The sequence below is a fragment of the Lentzea sp. NEAU-D7 genome (assembly GCF_026242055.1).
In the GTDB taxonomy this organism is placed as follows: Bacteria; Actinomycetota; Actinomycetes; order Mycobacteriales; family Pseudonocardiaceae; genus Lentzea.
In genome coordinates this window covers 76,534-100,111 of record NZ_JAPJDL010000023.1, presented here as the reverse complement: position 1 = coordinate 100,111, position 23,578 = coordinate 76,534, and the positions used below count along the sequence as shown (strand labels likewise).

Annotated in this window: 10 protein-coding genes; 1 reads left to right on the top strand and 9 read right to left on the bottom strand. The window is 72.6% G+C overall.

Annotated features, from left to right (window positions below):
• Positions 1-344: 344 nt before the first annotated feature.
• Entirely contained in the window at positions 345-911 is a 567-nt protein-coding gene (locus tag ORI60_RS35555) for a carboxymuconolactone decarboxylase family protein (protein ID WP_266042394.1), read from the top strand.
• Between the two features lie 102 nt (positions 912-1,013).
• On the opposite strand, the gene ORI60_RS35550 is transcribed toward ORI60_RS35555, so the two are convergent.
• The 9 genes from ORI60_RS35550 to ORI60_RS35510 all read right to left on the bottom strand — a co-directional run bounded on the left by ORI60_RS35550 (position 1,014) and on the right by ORI60_RS35510 (position 23,490).
• Positions 1,014-1,280, bottom strand: a complete 267-nt coding sequence (locus tag ORI60_RS35550) for a DUF5988 family protein (protein WP_266042393.1) — start codon at positions 1,278-1,280, stop codon at positions 1,014-1,016.
• A 78-nt stretch (positions 1,281-1,358) separates the two neighbouring features.
• Positions 1,359-2,102 (bottom strand): thioesterase II family protein, encoded by a 744-nt coding sequence (locus ORI60_RS35545; protein ID WP_266042392.1) that lies wholly within the window; start codon positions 2,100-2,102, stop codon positions 1,359-1,361.
• Positions 2,099-3,160: an HAD-IIIC family phosphatase gene (locus tag ORI60_RS35540; protein WP_266042391.1), complete on the bottom strand. Its 1,062-nt coding sequence runs from the start codon at positions 3,158-3,160 to the stop codon at positions 2,099-2,101. Before ORI60_RS35540 ends, ORI60_RS35545 begins: the two co-directional genes overlap by 4 nt.
• A complete protein-coding gene (locus tag ORI60_RS35535; protein WP_266042390.1) occupies positions 3,157-4,296 on the bottom strand; it encodes an acyl-CoA dehydrogenase family protein in 1,140 nt (379 codons plus the stop codon). Before ORI60_RS35535 ends, ORI60_RS35540 begins: the two co-directional genes overlap by 4 nt.
• An 11-nt stretch (positions 4,297-4,307) precedes the next feature.
• Positions 4,308-4,559 (bottom strand): acyl carrier protein, encoded by a 252-nt coding sequence (locus ORI60_RS35530; RefSeq protein WP_090062986.1) that lies wholly within the window; start codon positions 4,557-4,559, stop codon positions 4,308-4,310.
• A 45-nt stretch (positions 4,560-4,604) separates the two neighbouring features.
• A complete protein-coding gene (locus tag ORI60_RS35525) occupies positions 4,605-5,456 on the bottom strand; it encodes a 3-hydroxyacyl-CoA dehydrogenase family protein (protein WP_266042389.1) in 852 nt (283 codons plus the stop codon).
• A 108-nt stretch (positions 5,457-5,564) separates the two neighbouring features.
• Positions 5,565-8,351 (bottom strand): type I polyketide synthase, encoded by a 2,787-nt coding sequence (locus tag ORI60_RS35520; RefSeq protein ID WP_266042388.1) that lies wholly within the window; start codon positions 8,349-8,351, stop codon positions 5,565-5,567.
• Between the two features lie 7 nt (positions 8,352-8,358).
• The gene (locus ORI60_RS35515) at positions 8,359-17,154 is read right to left on the bottom strand and encodes a type I polyketide synthase (protein WP_266042387.1); all 8,796 of its coding nucleotides are present in this window, start codon (positions 17,152-17,154) and stop codon (positions 8,359-8,361) included.
• Positions 17,155-17,184: 30 nt separating this feature from the next.
• Positions 17,185-23,490 (bottom strand): type I polyketide synthase, encoded by a 6,306-nt coding sequence (locus ORI60_RS35510; RefSeq protein WP_416234544.1) that lies wholly within the window; start codon positions 23,488-23,490, stop codon positions 17,185-17,187.
• Positions 23,491-23,578: the final 88 nt, after the last annotated feature.

Below are 23,578 nucleotides of genomic sequence, written 5' to 3'. Positions count from 1 at the left end.
CGCCGCCGGTTTGCAGTCGGCACTGTTTGACTCTGCCGAGTTCCGCCCGGTTCGACCGAATTCGACAGGCCCGTTGAGGCCGTTCGGCTCAACGGATGCGGCACTGCGGCCGAACCCGGATCGACACCTGGAGTGCACCGAAGGTCACCGGTCGTGAACCGGGCACAACTCGGGCAAAATATCACGGGTGTGCGGTATCGGCCGCCACGTTCCACGGGTGTTTCATCGGACCGTGAGCGCGGCCGTACCTTCTTCCACCACGTGAACAGTCAGCACAATTCCGAACAGTTCCTCCGCGATCGAAGTCGCGCGCAGACTCTGCCACGGAACTCGGAGAATCGAGCATGATCAGTCACCAGGCCCGGAACGCCGACGACGTCGACGAATCGCCCCAGGAGCAGTTCGAGGTTCTCCGCGGTGCGGGCGGCTTCGCAAGACCGGACGTCGGCCTGATGGCGAAATCGCCGGCGCTGATCAACGCGTTCTTCTCCGCGTACGGTCATTTCCGCGGTGGGGGGACGTTCACCCCGGACGAGCAGCAGGTCCTGTTGCTGTCCAACGCGGTCGCGAACCGCAGCGAGTGGTCGGTCGCGTTTCACACGATGGAGGCTCTCGCGGAGGGCGTGGAGCTGTCCGCGGTGGAGGCGATCCGCCAGGGCATGCTGCCGAAGGATCCGCGACTGGCGGCGCTGTCCTCGTTCACCCAGTCGGTGATCGAGCTGCGCGGCCAGGTGGACGACGCGGAGGTGGCGGCCTTCCAGGCCGCGGGCTTCACGCGCGAGCAGGTGCTGGAGGTGATCACGGGCGTGGCCATCTCGGCGATGTCGGACTACGTCACCAACCTCGCCCGCCCGCCGCTGGAGGACGAGGCGCTCCCCTACTCCTGGAACGCCAGGGAACTGGGTTTCTAGCCGCACACGCCGTGCGCGGAGACCTCGGGGCGGCCGTGGACCGAGCCACCGATGCCGCGGGCTGTGAGGCCCGCGGCATCGGTGGCGATCCGGCGTCGCACCTCACTCGGCGACGCGGGTGCGTCCGATCCAGCGGAACACCACCTCGGTGCGCCCGTCGAGCGCGGCGCCGTCCCGTTCGAAGTGCTCGTGCCCGCCGTAGTGCGGGATCTTGACCTTCTTCTCCTCGCGGTGCACCCGCTGTGCGCGCGTCTCCTGCGGCAGGTCGGCGGGGCCGCCGTGCAGCACCGCGTCGACGAGGTGGCCGGAACTGCCGTCGGCGACGACAGCGATGTCGTTCACGCTCTTGGTCTGCACACCCTCGGTCATGGTGGGTCCCTTCGCTACGGGTGGGGAACTTCGCCTGCGACGTCCTCACTGCTGCTTGCCGGAGCTGGAGACCGGAACTCAGCCGGCCATCCTGCCGCGGACGACCTCGAGCATCTCCGGCACCCGGTCTTCCAGGTAGAAGTGGCCACCGGGGTAGGTGACCAGCGCCGAATCCGCGGACAGCTCCTGCCACGCGGCCAGTTCGGCGTGCTCGGCGCGGGGGTCGTCGGTCCCGCCGAACACCGTCAGGGGGATCGGCAGCGGCGGTCCGGGCACGTGCCGGTAGGTCTCGTTCACCGACATGTCCGCGCGCAGCAGCGGCAGGAACAGCTCCAGCAGCGACCGTTCCTTCAGCAGCACGTCCGGGAGGCCACCGAGCGCCCGCAGCTCCCCGACGAGGTCGTCGGTGGGCAGCGCGCGCAGTTCCCTGCGGGTGTTGGGCAGCTGCGGCGCGGGCCGGCCCGACACGAACAGGTGCCGGGGTGGCTGCCCGCCCCGCTCGACGATCCGCCGGGCGACCAGGTAGGCGACCAGGGCTCCGACGCTGTGCCCGAACAGGGCGTAGTCGCCGGTGAGCTCCGCGCCCAGACCGCTGATCACGTCGTCGGCCAGCGCTTCGGGGTCGTGGTGCGGGGTCTCCCGCCCGCGTGCCGCGCGACCGGGGAGCTGCACCGGGCAGATCGCCGGGTCGCCGTTGCCCGCGGTGCGCCAGCCGGCGTACACCGCCGCGCTGGCACCCGCGTGCGGGAAGCAGAACAACCGGGTCCCGGTTCCGGTGCTGCCGTAGGGAAGCCAGGACCGGGTGATGCTCGCCGTGGTCATTCGACGTTCACCTTCAGGTACGCGGGAGGCGGCTGGATCTGGTCGAGGCCGGACTCCAGCACCAGGCGGTTGTCGTCGCGGGAGATCTCGCTGAAGCCCGCGAACGCGTAGGTCACGTACATCACCCGGTTCCGCCCGGTCTCGACGAAGTCCGCCCGCAACCGGGCACCGTCCGCCTTCGCCAGCCGCATCACGTGGTTGAGCAGCACCGTGCCGACACCGCGGGCCATCACGCGGCACGACATCAGCATCATCCGCAGGTGCCACGCGGGCTGCCCGCGCTCCACGAGCGCGAGGCCGATCTTGCCGTAGCCGCCGTACTTGTCGGTCAGCGACGCGACCAGCAGCAGGTGGTCCGGCGAGGTGCGCAGCGCGTCGAGCTCGTCGTAGGAGTACGTGCGGCCGGTCGAGTTCAGCTGGTTGGTGCGGACGGTCAGCTCCTCCGCGCGCTGCAGGTCCTCCCGCTTGGCCCGGCTGATCGTGAACGTCATGTCCAAAGTGGACAGGAATGCCTCGTTGGTGCCCGTGTAGTCGAGCTCGGCCTGGTCACGCACCACGGCCGCGCGGTAGAGGTCGCGGCGCACGCGGGACTCGTCGGTGACGAACCTCGGCTGGAACTCCTCCGAGGCCAGCTCCGTGGCGATCCGCGCGGTGTCGACCGTCTTCACCGCGGGCAGCGCGTGCGCGACCTCCTCCAGCTCGAACGGCTGGTCGTCGACGAACGCGATGGCGTCCAGCCCGATGTTGAGCTCCTTGGCGATCCGCTCGACCGACTGGGACTTGGGGTTCCAGTTGATCTGCGGGTACAGGAAGTACTCGTCGAGGCCTTCCACCTTCAACCGCGCCATGGCGGCGTCGTGGTCGTTGCGGCTGGCCACCGAGTGCAGAACGCCGAGGGCGTCGAGCCGTTTGATCTCCTCCACGACCTCGGGACGCACCCGCACCGCGCTGTCCTCGAGCAGGGTGCCGTCCCACAGGGTGTTGTCCAGGTCCCACACCACGCACTTGATGCGGCCGCGCTTCGGCTTGACCGAAGCGACGACGTCCGTCTGCGTCACTGCGCCACCTCTCGATATGCCTCGGCCGCGATCGTCAGCTCCTGCACCTGGGTGCTGCCTTCGATGACCTCGGTGACCTTGCTGTCCCGGTACAACCGCCCGACCGGGTGCTCAGGGCTGAACCCGTTGGCACCGTGGATCTGGACGGCGTCTCCCGCGGCCTGCACGGCCGCCTTGGAGGCGTGGTACTTCGCCACCCACGTGGCCATGATCGTGGCCGGGTCGCCCGCGTCGCTGAGCGCGCCCGCCCTCTCGCACAGCAGCCGTCCCGCGTCGCGGGCCGTCACCATGCCGCTCATCATCTGCCGCACGTGGGGCAGGTCCCGCAACGGAACACCGCCGGCCGACCGGACCGACGTGTACTCCGCGCAGGCGTCGATCGCGGCTCGGATGATGCCGACCGCGCCGCACGCCACGCTGTAGCGGCCCAGGCCCAGGGCGTTGGTCATGACCGTCCCCGCCGCCCAGCCCTGCGGGCCGAGCAGAGCGGACGGTTCCAGCCGCACGTCGGTGAACTCGACCAGGGCGAGCATGCTCGCCGTGGTGCCCGCGACGTGCGGCAGCGCGGTGACGCGGACACCCGGCCGGTCGGCCTCGACCAGGAAGGTGCACATGCCGCTCCCGGTCGTCGCGAACACCATGAAGAGGTCGGCGACCTGACCGCCGGTGATCCACTTCTTGGTGCCGTTGAGGACCCACCCGTCCTGGTCCCGGACCGCCGTGGTGCCTTCCGCGGTGGCGTCGCTGCCACTGCGGTCGGGTTCGGTCAGGCAGAACGCGCCGAGCTTCTCGCCGCAGGCGAGTGCCCGCAGCCACTTCTCCTGCTGTGCCTGGTCGCCCCAGCGGTGCACCGACGCGCTGACCATCGAGTGCACGGTCAGCAGGCTGCGCAAGGAGGAACAGCCCCGGCCGATCTCCTCGTGCACGCGGCCGAGCGTGACCATGTCCATGCCCGCGCCGCCGAACTCCGAGGGCAGGAACGGCGCCCACAGGTCGAGTTCGGCCACGCGTGACAGGACCTCCCGCGGGATCCACTCCGCCCGCTCGAAGGCGTTGGCGTGTGGTGCGATCTCCAGATCGACGAACCGCCTGACCTCGGCGAGGCCGGCCGGTCCGCTCCGCGTCTCCGCTTTCATCACCGCTCCGCTCAGCCCACGGCGGCGGACGTCTGCCGCGCCACCAGGTCGGCCATCAGCGCGACGGACCGGAAGTTGCCCAGGTGGAGCTCCTCGTTCGGGATGCGGGTACCGAACGCCTTCTCGATGAACATGACCAGCTCCATCGCGAACAGGGAGTTCACGAAGCCGAGCGCGAAGATGTCCTCCTCGTCGGAGAAGGTCACGTCCGGGAACTTGGTCGTGATGAAGGTGCGGATCTGGGTGCGGGCGTCGTTCGACATTTCTGGACCTTTCTCGACTGGAAACGCGGGAACCGAGGGGCGAGATCAGCCCATGCTCTGGTAGACGTAGAAACCCTTGCCGCTCTTGCGCCCGTGCAGACCGGCGTCGGTCATCTTCTTGAGCAGCGGGCAGGGGCGGTACTTGCTGTCGTTGAACTGCTCGTAGAGCACCTCGACGCTGTACAGGATCGTGTCGACCCCGATGAGGTCGGCCGTTTCCAGCGGTCCCATCGGGTGGCCGAAACAGCTGCGGAACACCTCGTCGACGGTCTTCGCGTCGGCGACGCCCTCGTGGACCAGGAAGGCCGCTTCGTTGACGGTCAGCATGAGCACGCGGTTGGACACGAACCCGGGGGCGTCGTTGACCGGGATCGACTTCTTGCCGACCGAGTCCAGCAACGCGCGGACGACGTCCTTGGTCTGCTCACTGGTGTGGTAGCCGGGGATGAACTCGCACGCGGCCTTCATCGGCACCGGGTTCATGAAGTGCACGCCCATCACCTTGTCCGGGCGCGAGGTGAGAGCGGCGATCTTCGTGATCGGGATCGCCGACGTGTTCGCGACGAACACGGTGTCCGCCTTGCAGACCACGTCGAGCTGCGCGTACAGCGCGCTCTTGAGGTCCCAGTTCTCGGTGATGTTCTCGATCACGACCTCGGTCTCGGCGAGCAGTTCGAGCGAGGTGCCGGTGGTGATCGACGCGAGCACCGCCTCGGCGTCGACCTGCGGGCCGCCGAGCATCCGGCTCATGCGGCACTCCAGCTCGATCCGGGCGAGCGCCGCGTCCAGCGCGTCCGGGTCGTTGTCCACCAGGACCACGCTGTGCCCGTGCTGGGCCAGGTCCTGTGCGACGCCGGTGCCCATCACTCCGGCTCCGACAACTCCGACGTTCGTCATCGCTACTCCTCGACTGCATTGCTCATGGGGGAAGGGAAACGGCTCGGCCACGCCGGCTCCGGGCGTGCGCGGGCACGACGAAGCCGGGTTCGGCGAAGCGGTGTTCGGTCAGCGCGTGCCGCCGGTCTCGGCGGCCGCTCGGGTGCCCCTCGGGACCACGGTCTCGGACCCCGGGGCGGTGGGCTCGATCCAGTAGCGGTCGCGCTGGAAGGCGTATCCCGGCAGGGTCGTCTTCCTGGCTCCGCGACCGGACTGGTAGGCGTGCCAGTCGACGTCCACACCGGACAGCCAGAGCCTGCCGAGCGCCTCGGCCGCCGACTCGGTGTCCTGCCGGGGATCCGCTTCACCGGGAAGGGTGGGCACGAGGTGCGCCCAGGACCTCTGCGGGAAGTCGGGATGTCCCCGGAACATCGAGCCGAGCGACTGTCCCGCGCCGAGCTCGACGAACGCGGTGTCCGGCCGAACCGCTGCCAGGTGGGCGATCATGGTGGCGAACTGCACCGGGCGGCACATGTGCTCGGCCCAATAACCCGGGTCCTTGAGCTGCTTCTCGGTGATCGGCAGTCCGGTGACGTTGGACAGGTACGGCGTCTCGGGGGCACGCGGCTTGAGGTTCAGCCTCGCCCAGGCGGTGAGCTCCGCCGCCACCGGCCGCAGGGACCGCGAGTGGAACGCGTGGGTGGTCCGCAGCGGCCTGGCGGGCACGCCCTCGGCGGCGAGCTTCTCGGTGAGCTGGACGACGCCCTCGGGAGAGCCCGAGACGACGATCATGCGGGGACCGTTGACCGCGGCGACGTCGACGGCGAAGACCCCGAGGTCACCGACCAGCCCGGTCAGCTCGCTCTCCGACAGCGGCACGGCGGCCATCGCCCCGGCCGGCAGCGCCGAGATCAGCTTGGCCCTGGTGGCGACCAGGGCGGTGGCCTCCTGGAGGGTCAGGCTGCCGGCGAGCGCCGCCGTGGCGAACTCGCCGACGCTGTAGCCCGCCATCACCGAGGGCTCGACGCCCCAGGCCGTCATCAGCTTTCCCAGCGCGTAGTCGACGGCGAAGACGCCGGGCTGGACGACGACCGTGTCCGCGGGCCCGCCATCGCCGGTGTCTGCTTCCGGTGCGCGGCCGAGCAGGGCGGCCAGACCTCCGCCGCCGGCTTTCCTGGCACCGACCAGGCGGGCGACGGGGTCGAAGCCGAGGTGCTCGCGGAACAGCTCGGCGCACTCGTCGATCGCCGCGCGGAACACCGGTTCGGAGGCGTACAGCCCGCCGGCCATGCCGTCGTACTGCTCCCCCACGCCGGCCAGCAGGAACCCGGCTCGTCGCGTGCTCGCACCGTTCTCGGCGAGCACGCGGGTCTGCGAGGTCAGCGCCTCCGCCGCGTCGGCGCTCGACGAGACGACGGCCATGCGCCGGTGGCCGAACATCCTGCGGCCGCACTGCAGCGTGTAGGCGGCATCCGCCGGATCCGCCCACCGCGCGGCGTCCGCGGCCAGCCTCGTGGTCGCGGCGTCGGCCGCTTCTGCCGTGTGAGCCGACCAGACCAGCAGCTGGTGCGGACGCGCCGGCGGGCGCACGTCGTCCTCCACCGCCGGCGCCTCCTCGATGACGACGTGGACGTCCGCGCCGCCATAGCCGTGCGCGTTGACGCCGGCCAGCCGCGGCCGTTCGCCCCGCGGCCAGTCGGTCAGCTCCGTCACCACGGCGAGCCTGTCGCCGGAGGTCTCCAGCCGCGGGTTCGGCGCGGAGAAGTTCACGGCGGGCGGCAGCTTCTCGTGGTGCAGCGCGAGAGCCGCCTTGATCAGCCGGGCGATCCCGCCCGCCTGGTTGATGTGGCCGAGGTTGCCGTCGGTCGAGCCGAGCGTGACCCGCTCGACGCCGTCCACGCCGAAGACCTTCTGCAGCGCCATGATCTCCACGGCGTCGCCGAAGGGCGTGCCCATCGCGGTCACCTCGACGTGGTCGATCTCGGCGGGGTCGACGCCCGCCACGGCCATCGCCTCGGCCATCACGGCGGTCTGCCCGGGGACACCGGGCACGCCGAACCCCTGGCGGCCGTTCCTGCCCTCGTGCAGCGCGGCCCAGCCGCGGATGACCGCGTAGATGCGGTCCCCGTCGGCCTGCGCGTCCTCCAGCCTCCGCAGGACGACCACGCCGAGGCCGTCGCCGGGGATCTTGCCGTTGGCACCGGCGTCGAGGACGCGGCTGACGCCGTCCGGGGAGAACTCGCCGCCCTCGTGGTAGAGGTAGCCGGGGTGCTGCGGGACGATCACCGAGACCGCGCCCGCGACGACCACGTCCGACTCGCCGGCGAGCAGGCTGCCGCAGCCGGCGGCGACCGCGGCGAGCGCGGTCGAGCTGCAGCTCTGGACGCTCACCGACGGACCGGTGAGGTCGAGCGCGTAGGACACCCGCGACGGGAGCAGGTCCTTCTCGTTCTGCAGCACGAGGTGGTCGGGCCCGTAGGTGAGCACGGCGTGGTCGTTCTGCAGCAGGTTGGACAGCAGGTAGGTGCTCGGCGCACCGCCCGCGAACACCCCGACCAGGCCGTCGAAGCGGCCGGGGTCGATGCCCGCGTCCTCCAGCGCGTGCCAGGAGCACTCGAGGAACAGGCGGTGCTGCGGGTCGGCCACCTCGGCGTCGGACCTGCTGAAGCCGAACAGGCCGGCGTCGAACCGGTCGACGCCGGACAGCACGCCCGACGCGGCGACGAAAGCGGGATCGTCCACCAGCTGCCGCGGCACACCGGCCGCCAGCAGCTCGGCCGGGCTCATCCTCGTGATCCCGTCCCGTCCCGCGCACAGATCGGCCCAGAACCTGTCGATGTCCGGAGCGCCGGGGAAGTTCCCGGCCATGCCCACGATCGCGATGTCGTGGCTGGTGTCGCGTTCTCGCGTGGTCACTTGGTCCTCACCTTCGGGTTCCGGCCTGGCGCCTGCGCAGGCCTCCGGCGCGCGCCCGGCGGCGTTCACCGCGGGCCGACGCGTCCTCGGCCACGTCCGCGAGGTCCGGTCCCGCGGCCGTCTCCGGCGCGGCGAGCAGGGTCGCGAACTCGGCGATGGTCGGCTTCTCGAACAACATCGCCGGCGCCAGCTCGACGCCGAGCTCCTTGCCGATGCGGCCGATCACGACCAGGCCGATCAGCGAGGTGCCGCCGAGGTCGAAGAACCGGTCGTCGACACCCACCTGCTCGAGTCCCAGGCAGGCCTGCCAGATCTCGGCCACCTGCTGCTCGGCCGGCGTGCTCGGTGCCACGTACGGGGTGCGCAGCTCCGGACGGGGATAGCGCTTGTCGTCGGACAGGTCGACCGCCGCGCCGCCCACGAGGGCGTCGAGGGAGTCGAGCTGCGACAGTGCGGCCAGCGCGTCGGACAGCTCCAGCGACAGCACCGCCACCTGCGTCTCGCCGGAGGCCACGATGCGGGACAGCAGTTCGGTCCCCTCCTCGGTCGGGATGCCGAACTCCTCGCGGAACCGCTTGGAGCTCTCCTGCATCTCGGCCGAGTCGGCGAGACCCGCCGACGTCCAGGGGTCGAGCTGCCACGGTCCCCACGCCACCGAGACGACGCGCTTGGCGACCCCGCCCGTGTTGGCCTCCACGACCGCGAAGGAGTCGAGGAACGCGTTCGCCGCCGAGTAGTCGGTCGCGCCGACGCCCACGGTCAGGCTCGCCACCGACGAGTAGAGCACCAGCAGTTCCACCGGGTCGTCGCGCAGCGCGTCGGCCAGGGCGAGCGTGCCCGCCACCTTCGGCGCGAGCACCGCGGCCGCCTGCTCCTCGGTCTTGGTCTGCAGCAGGCCGCCACCCGCGACGCCCGCCGCGTGCACGACGCCGTGCAGCTCACCGAAGTGCGACCGCACCTCCCGCACCAGCGTGGCGACCTGGGCGGGGTCGCTGACGTCGGCCTGGGCGACGAACACCTCGGCGCCCAGGGCACGCAGCTCCGCCACGGCCATGAGCACGCCGCTGGTCTTGTCGTTGACGCCCTTCTCCGCGATCCAGGAGTCCCAGGTCTCCTCCGGCGGCAGGCCCTTCCGGCCGGCCAGCGCGAGCCGGGTGCCGAGCGGGGCCAGCCGCCGCGCCAGGGCCAGGCCGAGCTCGCCCAGGCCGCCGGTGATGAGGTAGACGCCGCCGGGGCGCCAGGCGTCGGAGTCGGCGACCTCCGGCAGACCGACCACCTCGAAGTCGCGGACCCAGCGGCGGCCGTGCCGCCACGCGACCACGCCGACACCGTCCACGGTGTCCGAAGTGGACGCCGCCAGGGCGTCGAGCTCGCGCAGCGCCTGGCGGGCGTGGTCGCCGTCCGGTCCGAGGTCGGCGTACTGCGACCGGACCAGGGGGTACTCCGCGGCGATGGCGCTCGTGATCGCCGCGATGGTCGCGGCGTGCGGGTCCTTCGCGTCGCCGTCGAGGACCTCGAAGCCGTTCGCGGCGAGGCTGAGCAGCTCGACGCGGCGGTTGGCGCACTCCGCGCCGATGGCCTTGCCGAGCCGCATCAGGCTGTAGAAGCCGCTTTCCTGGCCGGTGTCGGCGAGACCGTAGGCGTGCACGATCCGCACCGGTTCCCCGGTGGTGCCCGCCAGCAGAGCGCGATAGCCCTCCTGGTCCTGCGGCCGGGTGTGCGCGTGGACGACCTCGTGCCCGGCTTCCCTGGCCAGTGCGGCGAACCTGTCGGCGAACTCGCCCGGTTCGGCGAGGAGCACCAGCGGTCCCGCGGTGGCGGGCAGCGGACGGCTGTTGTCGCGCCGCCAGGTGGGCACGTGGGCCTTCAAGCCGTCGTACGACGGCATCCCGGCGTTCGCCGCCGCGGTGGCGGTGCTCGCGGGTGCCACCGAACCGGTGTGCGCCGCGACCTCCGGCCAGTAGCGGGTGCGCTGGAAGCGGTAGGCGGGCAACGGGACGAACACGCGTTCCTCACCCGCACCGCTCGCCCAGTCCACTGGAACGCCGTGCTCCCACAGAGCACCGAGCGCGGCGAGCCACGACCGGCGGCCTTGCTCCAGCGGCAGGCCGACCACCGGCGTCGACGCCGGGGACCCGTTCACCGCGTCAGTGCTCAAACCCGCCTCGACGAGGACCTCCGCGTGCCGGTCCAGCACCAGGAGGCCGTCGGCGACCCGGTCGGACCCGCCGGCCCAGTAGGCCGCGTCACGGACCTCGGACGCGGTCAGCGCGGCACCGGTGCGCGGTGACACGACGGTGACCGCGGGCTCCGCCGCCGCGGCGGGCACCGTCCCGTCCAGGGCCAGCGCCAGGCCGTCGGCCGGGGACAGCATTCCGCCCACGACCGCGGCGACGCACTCCCCCACCCCGGTGCCCAGCACGACGGCGGGAACCAGGTTCCGCGAGGCGAGCAGCCGCGCGAGGCCGTACTCGACCGCGAACACGGCGGCACGCTCGTCGGCCTCCGCCTCGCCGTACAGCGCGCCCAGCAGGTCCACCCGCCCGTGGAGCAGACCGGCGCACTCGTCGATCGCGGCGCTGAACACCGGTTCGGTGCGGTACAGCTCCTCGGTGGTGCCGCGCCAGGCGCCGGGGTCCGCCGGGAGGACGAGACCGAAACGGCGCTTCTCCTCGACGACCGACCCGGTGACGCCCGCCCGCAGGGACGCGATGGCGTCCGCGGTGTCGCGCACCGGCAGTGCGGCCCTCACCGGCAGCGCGCTGCGCCCGGACTGGGTGGTGTGCGCGACGTCGGCCAGTTCCAGCTCCGGGTGCGCCTCCAGGTGATCGGCCAGCGCCACGGCGTTCGCGCGCAGGCTGGACTCGCTGTGCCCGGACACCGTGAGCAGCTGCCACGGTGAGCCCGGCCGCGGCGCCGGGGCCTGCGGTGCACGCTCGAGTACGAAGTGGACGTTCGAGCCCGACCAGCCGAACGAGCTGACGCCCGCTCGCAGCACGCCGTCGGAGTCGGCGGGGAAGGGCATCGCGGTCTGCACGGGACGGACGGGACCGTCCAGGGTGACGACCGCGTTGGGGGTGGTCATGTTCAGGTTGGCCGGGATCTCGCCGTGTTCCAGCGCGAGCACGGTCTTGACGAGACCGGCCATGCCGGCGGCGGCCAGGGTGTGGCCGACGTTGGACTTGACCGCGCCCACGTACAGCGGCTCCGGCGCGGAGCGCTCGCCGAACACCTCCTGCAGGGCGGTGAACTCGATGGCGTCGCCGAGCTGCGTGCCGGAGCCGTGCGCCTCGACGTAGCCGATGTCGTCGGTCCGCACGCCCGCGTCGGCGTGGGCGGCGCGGATGACCGCGATCTGCGCGGCCCGGTTGGGCGCGGTGAGACCGTTGCTGCGGCCGTCCTGGTTGGTCGCCGTGCCGCGGATCAGCGCACGGGTGCGCTGCCCCGGCTCGACGTCCTGGGCACGGCGCAGGACGACCACGCCGCCGCCCTCACCGATCACGTACCCGTCGGCGGACTCGTCGAAGGTTTTGGTGCGGCCGTCGGCGGCGAGCATGCTCATCTTGCAGGACTGGACGAACACCTCCGGGTTGATCATCGTGGAGGAGGCGCCGACGATCGCGATGTCGCACTCGCCGCGGCGCAGGCTCTGCACGGCCAGGTGCATGGCGCTGAGCGCGGAGGAGCACGCGGTGTCCACGGTCAGGCAGGGACCGCGCAGGTCGAGCTGGTGCGCGATCCGGCCGGCGGCCGCGGACAGCGAGCTGCCCAGGCCGAAGTACGGGTCGTCCCCGGCCTCGGCACCGTCGACCTCCAGCTGGCGCATGCTGTACTGGATGGTGTCGATCAGCCCGGCGAACACGCCGGTGCGGCTGCCGCGCAGTTCCTCCGCGGTCAGCGAGGAGTCCTCCAACGCCTCCCAGACCAGCTCCATCAGCAGCCGGAAGCTCGGGTCGGTGCGGCGCGCCTCCTGCGGCGAGAGCCCGAAGAACCCGGCGTCCCAGCCCGCGATGTCGGTGACGAACGCGCCGTGCTGGGTGTAGGCCTTGCCCGGCGCGGTGCGGTCGGGGTCGAGGTAGTCGGCGGCGTTCCAGCGGTTCGCCGGGGCCAGGCTGACGAGGTCCTTGCCCTGCATGAGGTTCTGCCAGTACTCGTCGATCGTGTCGCTGCCACCGGCGAAGCGGCAGGACATGCCGACCACGGCGATCTCCTGGCCCTGTGCGGTGTTCGCGCGCACGGCGGCCTTCGTCGCCGAGGGCTGCTCCCGCGGGCCGAGCTCGGCGAGCAGGTGTGCGGCCAGGGCGGCCGGGCTCGGGTGGTCGAAGACGATGGTGGGCGGCAGCGCGAGGCCGGTCTCGGCGTTGAGGCGGCCGCGCAGCTCGACCGCGGTGAGCGAGTCGATGCCCAGCTTGGTGAACAGCTGCTGGGAGCTGACCTCGTCCTGGTGGCCCAGCACGGCGGAGGTGTGGGTGAGCACGAGCTGGTGCAGCACGCGCTCGCGCTCGGCCTGGGGCATGCCGGAAAGCCGCGTCCGCCAGGCCGTGGTGACCTCGGCGCCCTCCTCCGCACGCCGCGCGTCGGCCTCGGCGATCGCCACGACCTCAGGCAGGTCGGCGAGCAGGGGGCTCGGTCGCAGCGCGGCGAACGGTGGTGCGAACTTCGGCCAGTCGAACGCCGCCACGGTCAGCGCGGTCTCGTCCCGGCCGAGCGCGCGTCGCAGTGCGAGGACGCCCAGTTCCGGTGCCATGGCAGGCACTCCGAGGTCGCTGAGCAGCGCGTCCGCCTGCCCGCTGACACCCATGCCGACCTCGCCCCAGCGACCCCAGGCGACGGAGGTGGCGGGGAGACCGCGGAACCGGCGCTGCTGGGCGACGGCTTCCAGGTAGGCGTTCGCGGCGCCGTACACGCTCTGCGCGGGGTTGCCGACGGACGCGGCGATCGAGGAGAACAGCACGAAGGCGTCCAGGTCGAGCCCGTCGGTGAGCTCTTCGAGGTTCCGCGTGCCGGAGACCTTGGCGCGCAGCGCGTCCACGTAGGAACTGCGGCCGATCTTCTCGATCGGCCCGACTTCGAGGACTCCCGCGAGGTGGAACACGGCGCGCAGGTCGTCGCGGACGTCGTCGACGACGTTCGCGAGCGCCTCACGGTCAGCGACGTCGCAGGCGACGATGGAGACCTTGGCGCCCAGGTCCTCCCGCAGGGACTCGGCGCCTGGCGCGTTCTCGCCGGTCCGGGAGACCAGCACCACGCGGTCCGCGCCCGTCTCGACGAGCCAGCGGGCGACCACCCCGCCGAGACCGCCGGTGCCGCCGGTCACCAGGACGGTGCCGCGCGGCTTCCAGGAACGCGCAGGCTCGGCGTTCTCGGCGTGCGCCAGGCGACGACCGAACGCACCCGTCGCGCGGATCGCCACTTGGTCCTCACCACGAGGTCCCGTGACCACGGCGCCGAGGAGCGCGCTGACCCGATCGGACGGCTCGGCCGGAACGTCGACCAGCCCACCCCACGACCGCGGGTGTTCCAGCGCGGCGGCCCGGCCGAAACCCCAGAGCTGCGCCTGGACCGCGGAGGCGGGCGCCTCGTGCGGACCGGTGGCGACGGCCTGGCTCGTCAGCGTCCACAGTGGAGCTTCGACCTCGCGGGCCGCCAGTTCCCGCACCAGCGACAGGGTCGCCTCGGCGCCGAAGGACAGGCCGCCGGTCTCGTGCTCGTCCAGCCCGACCAGGGAGAGCACACCGTCGAACGCCGGCACACCGTCCAGTGCGGTAGCCACGGACGCCTGGTCCGGCGCGTCGAGCACCACGTGCTCGACCTGGGCTCCCCGCAGTGCCGCAGCGGCGGCGTCGGTCCAGTCGCCGGACCGCGGTGAGGACACCAGCAGCCAGCGCCCGGACGCCGTCGCCTGCACGGGCGTGAACTGCTTCCAGTGCACGCGATATCCCAAAGCGTCCACTTCGGACTCGTTCGCCCGGGAGCTGCGCCAGCGCGCCAGCGCCGGGAGGAGGTCGCCGAGAGGGGCCTGCGCGTTCGGCAGGTCCAGCTCCGCGGCCAGTTCCTCGGCGTCGCCGCTCGCCACGACGGACCAGAACCGGGCGTCCTCGCCACCGGTGCCCGCCGTGACGTCCCCGGCGTCCTCCAGCCAGTAGCGGCGGCGCTGGAACGGGTAGGTCGGCAGGGGGACGACACGGGCGCCGGTGCCACCGAGGTAGGCGGCCCAGTCGACCTCGACGCCGTGGACGTGCACCGCGCCGAGCGCGGAGACCAGGGTGTGGACCGGATCGCGGTCCTTGCGCTGGGAGGCGGCGAACACCACGCCGTCCGGCAGCGCGGAACGGCCCATCGCGGTCAGCGGGGCGTCCGGTCCCAGTTCGAGGAACGCGGTCACGCCGCGCTTGTGCAGGGTCTCGACGGCGTCGGCGAAGCGCACCGCCTCGCGGGCGTGCTCGACCCAGTACCGCGGGTCGGTCAGCCGCTCGGCGAGCTCACCGGTCAGCGTGGAGACGACCGGGATGGCGGGCTCGCCGTAGGTGAGGTCACCGGCGACCTCAGCGAACTCGGCCAGCATCGGGTCCATCAGGCTGGAGTGGAAGGCGTGCGAGACCCTCAGGCGCGTGGTGCGGCGGTCGGTGAACCGCTCGGCCACCGCGAGGACGGCCTCCTCGGCTCCGGACAGCACCACCGAACGGGGGCCGTTGACCGCGGCGAGGCACACGTCGTCGCTCAGGTGGGGGCGGACCTCGTCCTCGGTCGCCTCGACCGCGACCATCGCCCCACCGGCGGGCAGCGCCTGCATCAGGCGGCCCCGGGCCAGCACCAGCCGCGCCGCGTCGGCGAGGGAGAGCACACCCGCGACGTGGGCGGCGGCCAGCTCACCGATCGAGTGCCCCGCGAGCAGGTCGGGGACCACACCCCACGAGGTGACCAGGCGGAACAGCGCCACCTCGAAGGCGAACAGCGCGGGCTGGGCGAACTCGGTGCGGTTCAGCACTTCGGCGTCGTCGCCGAACACGACCTCGCGCACACCCGGCAGGTACTCGCAGACCTCGTCGAACGCGGTGGCGAAGGCCGGGAAGGCGTCATGCAGCTCGCGGCCCATGCCGATCCGCTGCGAGCCCTGGCCGCTGAACAGCACGGCCAGTTTCCCGGCGGTCGCGAACCCGGTGACCGTCCCGGCCTCGCCGCCGGCCACCGCGCGCAGTCCGGCGGTCAGTTCCTCGGGGGTGGCGCCGACGACGACCGCGCGGTGGTCCATCGCCGCGCGGGTGGTGGCCAGCGACAGCGCGACGTCCACGGGCTCGTTCGGGACCTCGTCCGCGCTGCGCAGCAGCGCCGCGGCCTGCGCGCGCACCGCGGCAGGAGAGGCTCCCGACAGGACGTAGGGCACCACGGCCGGTGCCTGGACCTCCCGTGGCGGCAGCGGCTCTTCCGGTGCCTGTTCCAGGATGACGTGGGCGTTGGTACCGCTGATGCCGAACGAGGACACGCCCGCGCGGCGCGGCCTGCCCGTCTCCGGCCACGGCCGCTGCTCGGCGAGCAGCGAGATCGTTCCGGCCGACCAGTCGATGTGCTCGGACGGCCGGTCGACGTGCAGGCTCGCCGGCAGGACGCCGTGCCGCATCGCCTCGACCATCTTGATGACCCCGGCGACGCCCGCGGCGCACTGCGTGTGCCCGATGTTCGACTTGACCGACCCGATCCACAACGGCTCGGTGCGGTCCTGGCCGTAGGTGGCCAGCAGGGCCTGGGCCTCGATGGGGTCGCCGAGCTTCGTGCCGGTGCCGTGCGCCTCGACCGCGTCCACGTCCGACGGGGACAGCCTCGCGCCGTCCAGCGCCTGGCGGATCACGCGTTGCTGGGACGGGCCGTTCGGGGCGGTCAGGCCGTTCGACGCGCCGTCCTGGTTCACCGCGGAGCCGCGGATCACCGCGAGCACCGGGTGGCCGTTGCGCCGGGCGTCGGAGAGCCGCTCCAGCACCAGCACGCCGGCGCCTTCCGCCCAGTTCGTGCCGTCGGCGGCGGCGGCGAACGGCTTGCACCGGCCGTTCGCGGCCAGTCCGCGCTGGCGGGAGAAGTCGACGAACGGGCCGGGGCTGGCCATGACCGTCACCCCGCCCGCCAGTGCCAGCGTCGACTCCCCCGTCCGCAGCGAGTGGGCGGCCAGGTGCAGGGCCACCAGCGACGACGAGCAGGCGGTGTCGATCGACACCGACGGCCCCTGCAGGCCCAGCACGTACGAGATCCGGCCGGACACCACACTGCCCAGGGTCCCGGTGGCGAGGTACCCCTCGTACTCCCCCGGCACCGCGGTGAGGCGGGTGGCGTACTCGGTGTTCGTGACACCGGCGAACACGCCGGTGGCGCTGCCCTTGAGCGAGGCCGGGTCGATGCCGGCGCTCTCGACGGCCTCCCACGCGGTCTCCAGCAGCAGCCGCTGCTGCGGGTCGGTCGCCTCGGCCTCGCGCGGCGAGATGCCGAACAGCTCCGCGTCGAACTCGTCCGCGTCGTGCAGGAAGCCGCTTTCGCGGACGTAGGTCGTGCCCGGCCGCTCCGGGTCCGGGTCGTAGAGCCCGTCCAGGTCCCAGCCGCGGTTGGTGGGGAACGGCGAGACGGCGTCGCCCCCGGTGCTGACGAGGTCCCACAGCTGCTGCGGCGACCGGACCTCGCCGGGGTAGCGGCAGCTCATCGCGATGATCGCGATCGGCTCGGCCTGGCGTTCCTCGGACTCCCGCAGCTGCCGACGGCTCTCCCGCAGGTCAGCCGCCATTCGTTTGAGGTAGTCGACGTACTGCTCTTCGGTGGGCATCGGTGATGGCTCCTATGACGGCTGGGCTGGTCAGCGCGTGCCGAACTCGTGGTCGATCAGCGCGAGGATGGTGTCCGGGGTCGCGGTGTCGAGATCGCTTCCGGAGGAGTCCGAGCGCTTGGCCGTCCAGTCGGACAGCAGGCGCTGCAGACGCCGGTCGACCTCGGTGTCGCCCGGATCCGTGCCGGCGAGCATCGCCTCCAGCCGGCTTATCTGTTCGATCAGCGCGGTGCCCTCCGGCTCCGCGTCACCGGCCAGTTCGGTGTGCAGGAACGCGGACAGCGCGGCCGGGCTGGGGTAGTCGAAGACCAGCGTCGAGGACAGCCGCAGCCCGGTGGCGGCGCTGAGGCGGTTGCGGAACTCGACCGACGTGAGCGAGTCGAACCCGAGGTCGCTGAAGCCGCGGGCGGGCTCGACGCTGTCCGCGCCCGTCCTGCCGAGCACCAGCGCGGCCTCCCGCCGGACCAGGTCCAGCAGGAACTCGTCGCGCTGGGCCGGTGCCAGGCCGGCGAGCTCGCGCAGCAGGTCGCAGGACTGCTGCGCGGTGGCGGCCCTGGCCCGCACGCGGCCTGAGGCGCCGACCAGACCGCGCAGCAACGGGGACATGGAGGTGTCCGAGGCGTGGGCGCGGACCGTGGCGCGGTCGACCTTCAGCGCGAGCAGGACCGGGTTGGCGGTACCGACGGCGATGTCGAACATCGCCATGCCCTCGGAGGACGTGATGGGCGGGAAACCGCTGCGGCGCAGGCGTTCCTCGCCCTCCTCGCCGAGCCGGCCGCCCATGCCGCCCGACCACAGGCCCCACGCGATCGAGTGGGCGGCCAGTCCGTCGCCGCGGCGTCGGGCGGCCAGGGCGTCGAGGAAGCTGTTGGCCGCGGCGTAGTTGGCCTGTCCCGCGTTGCCGAGCACGCCCGCCGCCGAGGAGAACAGGACGAACCAGCGCAGTGGCAGGTGCCGGGTCAGCTCGTGCAGGTGCCCGGCGGCGAGAACCTTGGGGGCGAAGACGCGGTCCACCCGTTCCGGGGTGAGCGCGTCGACCAGGCCGTCGTCGAGAACGCCCGCCGCGTGCACGACACCGGTCAGCGGGTGCTCGGCCGGGATGGCGCCGAGCAGGTCCGCCACGGCGTCGCGGGAGGCGAGGTCGCAGGCGGCGACGGTGACCGAGGCGCCCAGACCGGTCAGGTCGGCGGCCAGCTCGGCGGCGCCCGGCGCGTCCGGACCGCGGCGGCTGGCCAGGACCAGGTGCCGGACACCGTGCTCGGTCACCAGGTGCCGGGCGAGCACGCCGCCGAGGTCGCCGGTGCCGCCGGTGATCAGCACGGTGCCGTCGGCGTCGGGACCGCTCGGGATGGTCAGCACCAGCTTGCCGATGTGCTTGGCCTGGCTGAGGTGGCGGAACGCCTCCGGCGCCTGCCGCACGTCCCAGACGCGGGTCGGCAGCGGCGTGAGCACACCGCGGTCGAACAGCTCGACCACCTCGGACCACATCCGGCTGAGCAGCTCCAGCTCGGCCTCGATCAGGTCGAAGGGCCGGTAGAGGACTCCGGGATGCCGCGCGGCGACCTCTTCCGGGTCGCGCAGCCCGGCCTTGCCCATCTCCATGAACCGGCCGCCGCGCGGCAGCAGCCGCAGCGAGGCGTCGACGAACTCACCGGTCAGCGCGTCCAGCACGACGTCGACGCCGCGCCCGCCGCTGGTGGCCGTGAAGTGCTTCTCGAAGTCGAGCGTGCGGGAGTCGGCGATGTGGCCGTCGTCGAGCCCGGCCTCGCGCAGGACGTGCTGCTTGCCGACGCTCGCGGTGGCGTAGACCTCCGCGCCGAGGTGCCGGGCGATCTGCACGGCGGCCATGCCGACGCCGCCGGCGCCCGCGTGGATCAGCACCGACTCGCCCGCGCTGAGCCCGGCCAGCTCCTTGAGCCCGTAGTAGGCGGTCAGGAACACCAGCGGGACCGAGGCCGCGGTCTCGAACGACCAGCCGTCGGGCACCCGCGTCACGTAGGCGCGGGGCGCGGTGGTGACCGTGCCGATGCCACCGGCGGCCACGCCCATGACGGCCTCGCCGACCGACAGGTCCGTCACCCCGGACCCGACCTCGACCACCACGCCCGCGACCTCGTTGCCGAGAGGGCCGGGCTCGCCGTCGAACATGCCGAGCACGTTGAGCACGTCGCGGAAGTTCAGGCCCGCCGCGGCGACGGAGATCCGGACGTCGTCGGCCGCCAGCGGTTCCAGTGCCTGCGGGTACGGCTCCAGGCGCAGGTTGTCCACGGTGCCGCGGGCGGTCATGCCCAGGCGCCAGGCCGGGCCGGCCGGTGCGACGAGCTCGTCCGCTCCCGGCAGCGGGGCCAGGCGCGGCGCGGCGAACTCACCGCCGCGCAGGAGCAGCTGCGGCTCGCCCGTGGACAGGGCCGCCGCCAGGTGTGCCGAGGTCGGCTCGGTGTCGGTGTCGATCAGCACGTACCGGCCGGGGTGCTCGGACTGGGCCGAGCGCACCAGGCCCCAGACCGCGGCGGCCGCCGGGTCGGCCTGGTCCGTGCCGGCCGCGTCGCGGGTGAGCACCACCAGGGTCGTGCCGTGCAGGCGCTCCTCGGCGCTCCACCGCTGGAGCACGGCGAGGACGCGGTGGGTCTCCGCCAGCGCGGTGGCAGCCACGTCGGCGGCTCCCGTGCGCACCGGGAGCACGACGACCGGCGGGGGCGGGACCTCGTCGTCCAGGTCGTCGGCGAAGGCCCACTCGACGTCGTGCTCGCCGGAGACGGCGAGCGGTGTCCAGTCGAGGCGGAACAGCGAGTCGAGCGCACCCGGTTCGGCCGACCTGAAGTGGTCGGCGCTGATCTGGCGCAGCAGGAGCGCACCGATGGTGGCCACCGGAGCGCCGGTGCCGTCCGCGACCCGGAGCGTGACCGCGTCCGACTGGCCGGGGGTCAGCCGCAACCGCAGCGCGGTCGCGCCGATCGCGTGCAGGGCGACGTCCTGCCACAGGTAGGGAACACGGGGACCGGAGTCCTCGTCCGCGGTGAGACCGATGGCGTGCAGGCAGGAGTCGAGCAGCGCCGGGTGCAGGCCGAACCTGGCCGCGTCCTTCTGCGCCTCGCCTTCCTCGGGCAGTCGCAGCTCCGCGTAGACCTCGTCGCCGAAGCGCCAGGCCGCCCGCAGACCGCGGAACACCGTCCCGTACTCCAGGCCGTTGCGGGCGAAGGCCTCGTAGACGTCGTCCAGGTCGACGGCGGTGGCGCCGCGCGGGGGCCACTCGGCGAGGTCGAAGTCCGGTGCCGCGGCGGAGGGGCTCAGCGTGCCGGAGGCGTGCTGGACCCAGGTCCCCTCTCCCGCGCGGGAGTGCAGGGACACCGGCCGGCGGCCCGACTCGTCCGGCGCGGCCAGCACGACCTGCAGGTCGCGGGCGCCGTCCAGGAGCACCGGCTCGAGCAGGGTGAGCTCCTCCAGGTGCGGGCACCCGGCCTCGTCGCCCGCGCGGAGCGCCAGCTCGACCAGCGCCGTCCCCGGCAGGATCGTGGTGCCGGCGACGGCGTGGTCCGCGAGCCACGGGTGGGTCGAGAGCGACACCCTGCCGGTGAGGACGAGCCCGGACCGGTCGGCCAGCGCCACCGACGCGCCCAGCAACGGGTGGCGGGCGTCGGCCAGGCCCAGCCCGGCCGGATCTCCGGCGCTGCCCGAGGACTGCAACCAGAAGCTGTCGTGCTGGAACGCGTAGGTGGGCAGGTCCACCGCGCGGGCCCCGGTGCGTTCGTAGAACGTCCGCCAGTCCACGCGCCCGCCGCGCACGTGCAGCGCGGCGAGGGCGGTCGTCGCCGTCACCGGCTCGGAACGGCCGGCGCGCAACATCGGCACGGCGAGCACGTCCTCGTCGGGCAGGACGCGGGCGAGCATGGCGGTCAGCACCGAGTCGGGTCCCAGTTCGACGAACCGCGAGACGCCCTCGGAGCGGAGCCAGGTGATCGAGTCCGCGAACCGGACGGGCTGCCGCACGTGCCGCGGCCAGTACCCCGGCGCGGTGACCTCGTCGGTGCCGGCCAGCTTGCCGGACACGTTGGACACCACCGGGATGCTCGCGGCTCCGTAGGACACGCTCTGCGCGACCGCGGTGAACTCGGCGAGCATGTCGTCCATGCGCGCCGAGTGGCACGCGTGCGTCATGCGCAGCCGCTTGGTCTTGCGGCCCCGCCCGGCGAACGACTCCGCCACCGCGAGGACCGCGCTCTCGTCGCCGGACAACACCACCGCGTCCGGACCGTTGACCGCACCGATCTCGACGCCGTCGGTGAGCGCGGCGCGCACCTCTTCCTCCGAGGCCTGGACGCTGACCATGGCACCGCCGGCGGGCAGCGCCTCCATGAGCCTGCCGCGCGCGGCGACCATCTTCGCCGCGTCCGGCAGCGTCCAGACACCGGCCACGTGCGCGGCGGTGAGCTCGCCGATGGAGTGGCCCGCGACGAAGTCGGGACGCACGCCCCAGGACTCCAGCAGCCGGAACAGCGCCACCTCGACCGCGAACAGAGCCGGCTGCAGGTAGCTCATCCGGTCGAGCAGGTCCTGGTCGTCGCCGAAGACCACGCCGGCGAGCGAGCGGTCCAGGTGCTCGTCCACCGCCGCCACCACCGCGTCGAACGCCTCGGCGTAGGCGGGGAAGGCCCGGTACAGCTCGCTGCCCATGCCGCAGCGCTGGCTGCTCTGCCCGGTGAACAGGAACGCCGTGCGCCCGATCAGCGGGGTGCCCGTGACGACGGCGGGCGAGGGCGAACCCTCCGCCACCGCGGTCAGTCCGGCCACCAGGTCGTCACGGGTCGAGCCGATCACCGCGGCCCGCCGGTCGAGCGAGGCCCTGGTGGTCGCGAGCGAGCAGGCGAGGTCGAGCGGATCGGATCCGCCCACCGCGTCTAGCAAGCGGGACGCCTGCGCCCGCAGTCCGTTCTCGTTCTTGGCCGACAGCACCCACGGCAGCACCGGAGGAGTCGCCCGTTCGACGTTCTCCTGCTCCTCCATGACCTGTTCGAGGATGACGTGGGCGTTGGTGCCGCTCAGGCCGAACGACGACACCGCGCCGCGGCGGGGACGGTCGACGGCGGGCCAGGGGCGCTCGCCGGTGAGCAGTTCCACGGCGCCCGCCGTCCAGTCGACGTGGGGCGACGGCTCGTCGACGTGGAGCGTGCGCGGCAGCACGCCGTGCCTCATGGCCTCGACGACCTTGATGACCCCGGCGACTCCGGCGGCCGCCTGGGAGTGACCGATGTTGGACTTGATGGATCCCAGGTACAGCGGCACGTCCCGGTCCTGGCCGTAGGTGGCCAGCAACGCCTGCGCCTCGATCGGGTCGCCGAGCCGGGTGCCCGTGCCGTGCGCCTCGACGAAGTCGACGTCCGATGTGGACAGTCGAGCGTTCGCCAGCGCCTGGCGGATCACCCGTTGCTGCGACGGACCGCTCGGAGCGGTGAGCCCGTTGGAGGCGCCGTCCTGGTTGACCGCCGAGCCGCGGACGATCGCGAGGACGCGGTGCCCGTTGCGGCGGGCGTCGGACAGCCGTTCCAGCACCAGCACACCGGCGCCCTCGGACCACCCCGTGCCGTCGGCCGCGGCGGCGAACGCCTTGCACCGCCCGTCGACGGCCAGCCCGCGCTGGCGGGAGAACTCGACGAACGTCTCCGGCGTGGACATCACCGTGACCCCGCCGACCAGGGCCAGCGAGCACTCACCGGTGCGCAGGGCGTACCCGGCGAGGTGCAGTGCGACCAAAGAGGACGAACACGCGGTGTCGATCGTCACCGCCGGGCCTTCCAGGCCGAACGTGTAGGACACCCGCCCGGACAGCACGCTGTTGGACGAGCCGGTGCCCACGAAACCCTCGATGTCCTCGGACACCGACGTCAGCCCGGACACGTACTCCGTGCGCATCGCGCCGGCGAACACCCCGGTGGCGCTCCCCCTCAGCGAGGCGGGGGCGATTCCGGCGCGTTCCAGCGCTTCCCACACGACCTCGAGCAGCAGGCGCTGCTGCGGGTCCATGGCCAGCGCCTCGCGCGGCGAGATCCCGAACAGCTCCGCGTCGAACCTGTCCGCGTCGTGCAGGAACCCGCCCGCGGTGGTGTAGGTGGTGCCGCGGTGGTCGGGGTCGGGGTGGTGGAGCGAGCCGACGTCCCAGCCCCGGTTCTCCGGGAAGCTGGTGACGCCGTCACCGCCCTGCTCCACCAGTCGCCACAGGTCCTCCGGCGAGGCGATCCCGCCGGGGTACCGGCAGGCCATCCCGATGACGGCCAGCGGCTCGGATGCGCTCTCCTGGACTTCGTCCAGGCGACGCCTGGTGTCGCGGAGCTCGGTCGTCAACCGCTTCAAGTAGTCGAGCGTCCGGTCGTCGCTGGTCATGCCGCTTCCTCCTTGTGACGGTGCCCTGTGCGGGCACCGCCACGAACGG

Coding starts and splice junctions, on each gene's coding strand:
- ORI60_RS35555 (WP_266042394.1), top strand. CDS start 345: ATGATCAGTCACCAGGCCCGGAACGCCGACGACGTCGACGAATCGCCC.
- ORI60_RS35550 (WP_266042393.1), bottom strand. CDS start 1,280: ATGACCGAGGGTGTGCAGACCAAGAGCGTGAACGACATCGCTGTCGTC.
- ORI60_RS35545 (WP_266042392.1), bottom strand. CDS start 2,102: ATGACCACGGCGAGCATCACCCGGTCCTGGCTTCCCTACGGCAGCACC.
- ORI60_RS35535 (WP_266042390.1), bottom strand. CDS start 4,296: ATGAAAGCGGAGACGCGGAGCGGACCGGCCGGCCTCGCCGAGGTCAGG.
- ORI60_RS35530 (WP_090062986.1), bottom strand. CDS start 4,559: ATGTCGAACGACGCCCGCACCCAGATCCGCACCTTCATCACGACCAAG.
- ORI60_RS35525 (WP_266042389.1), bottom strand. CDS start 5,456: ATGACGAACGTCGGAGTTGTCGGAGCCGGAGTGATGGGCACCGGCGTC.
- ORI60_RS35515 (WP_266042387.1), bottom strand. CDS start 17,154: ATGCCCACCGAAGAGCAGTACGTCGACTACCTCAAACGAATGGCGGCT.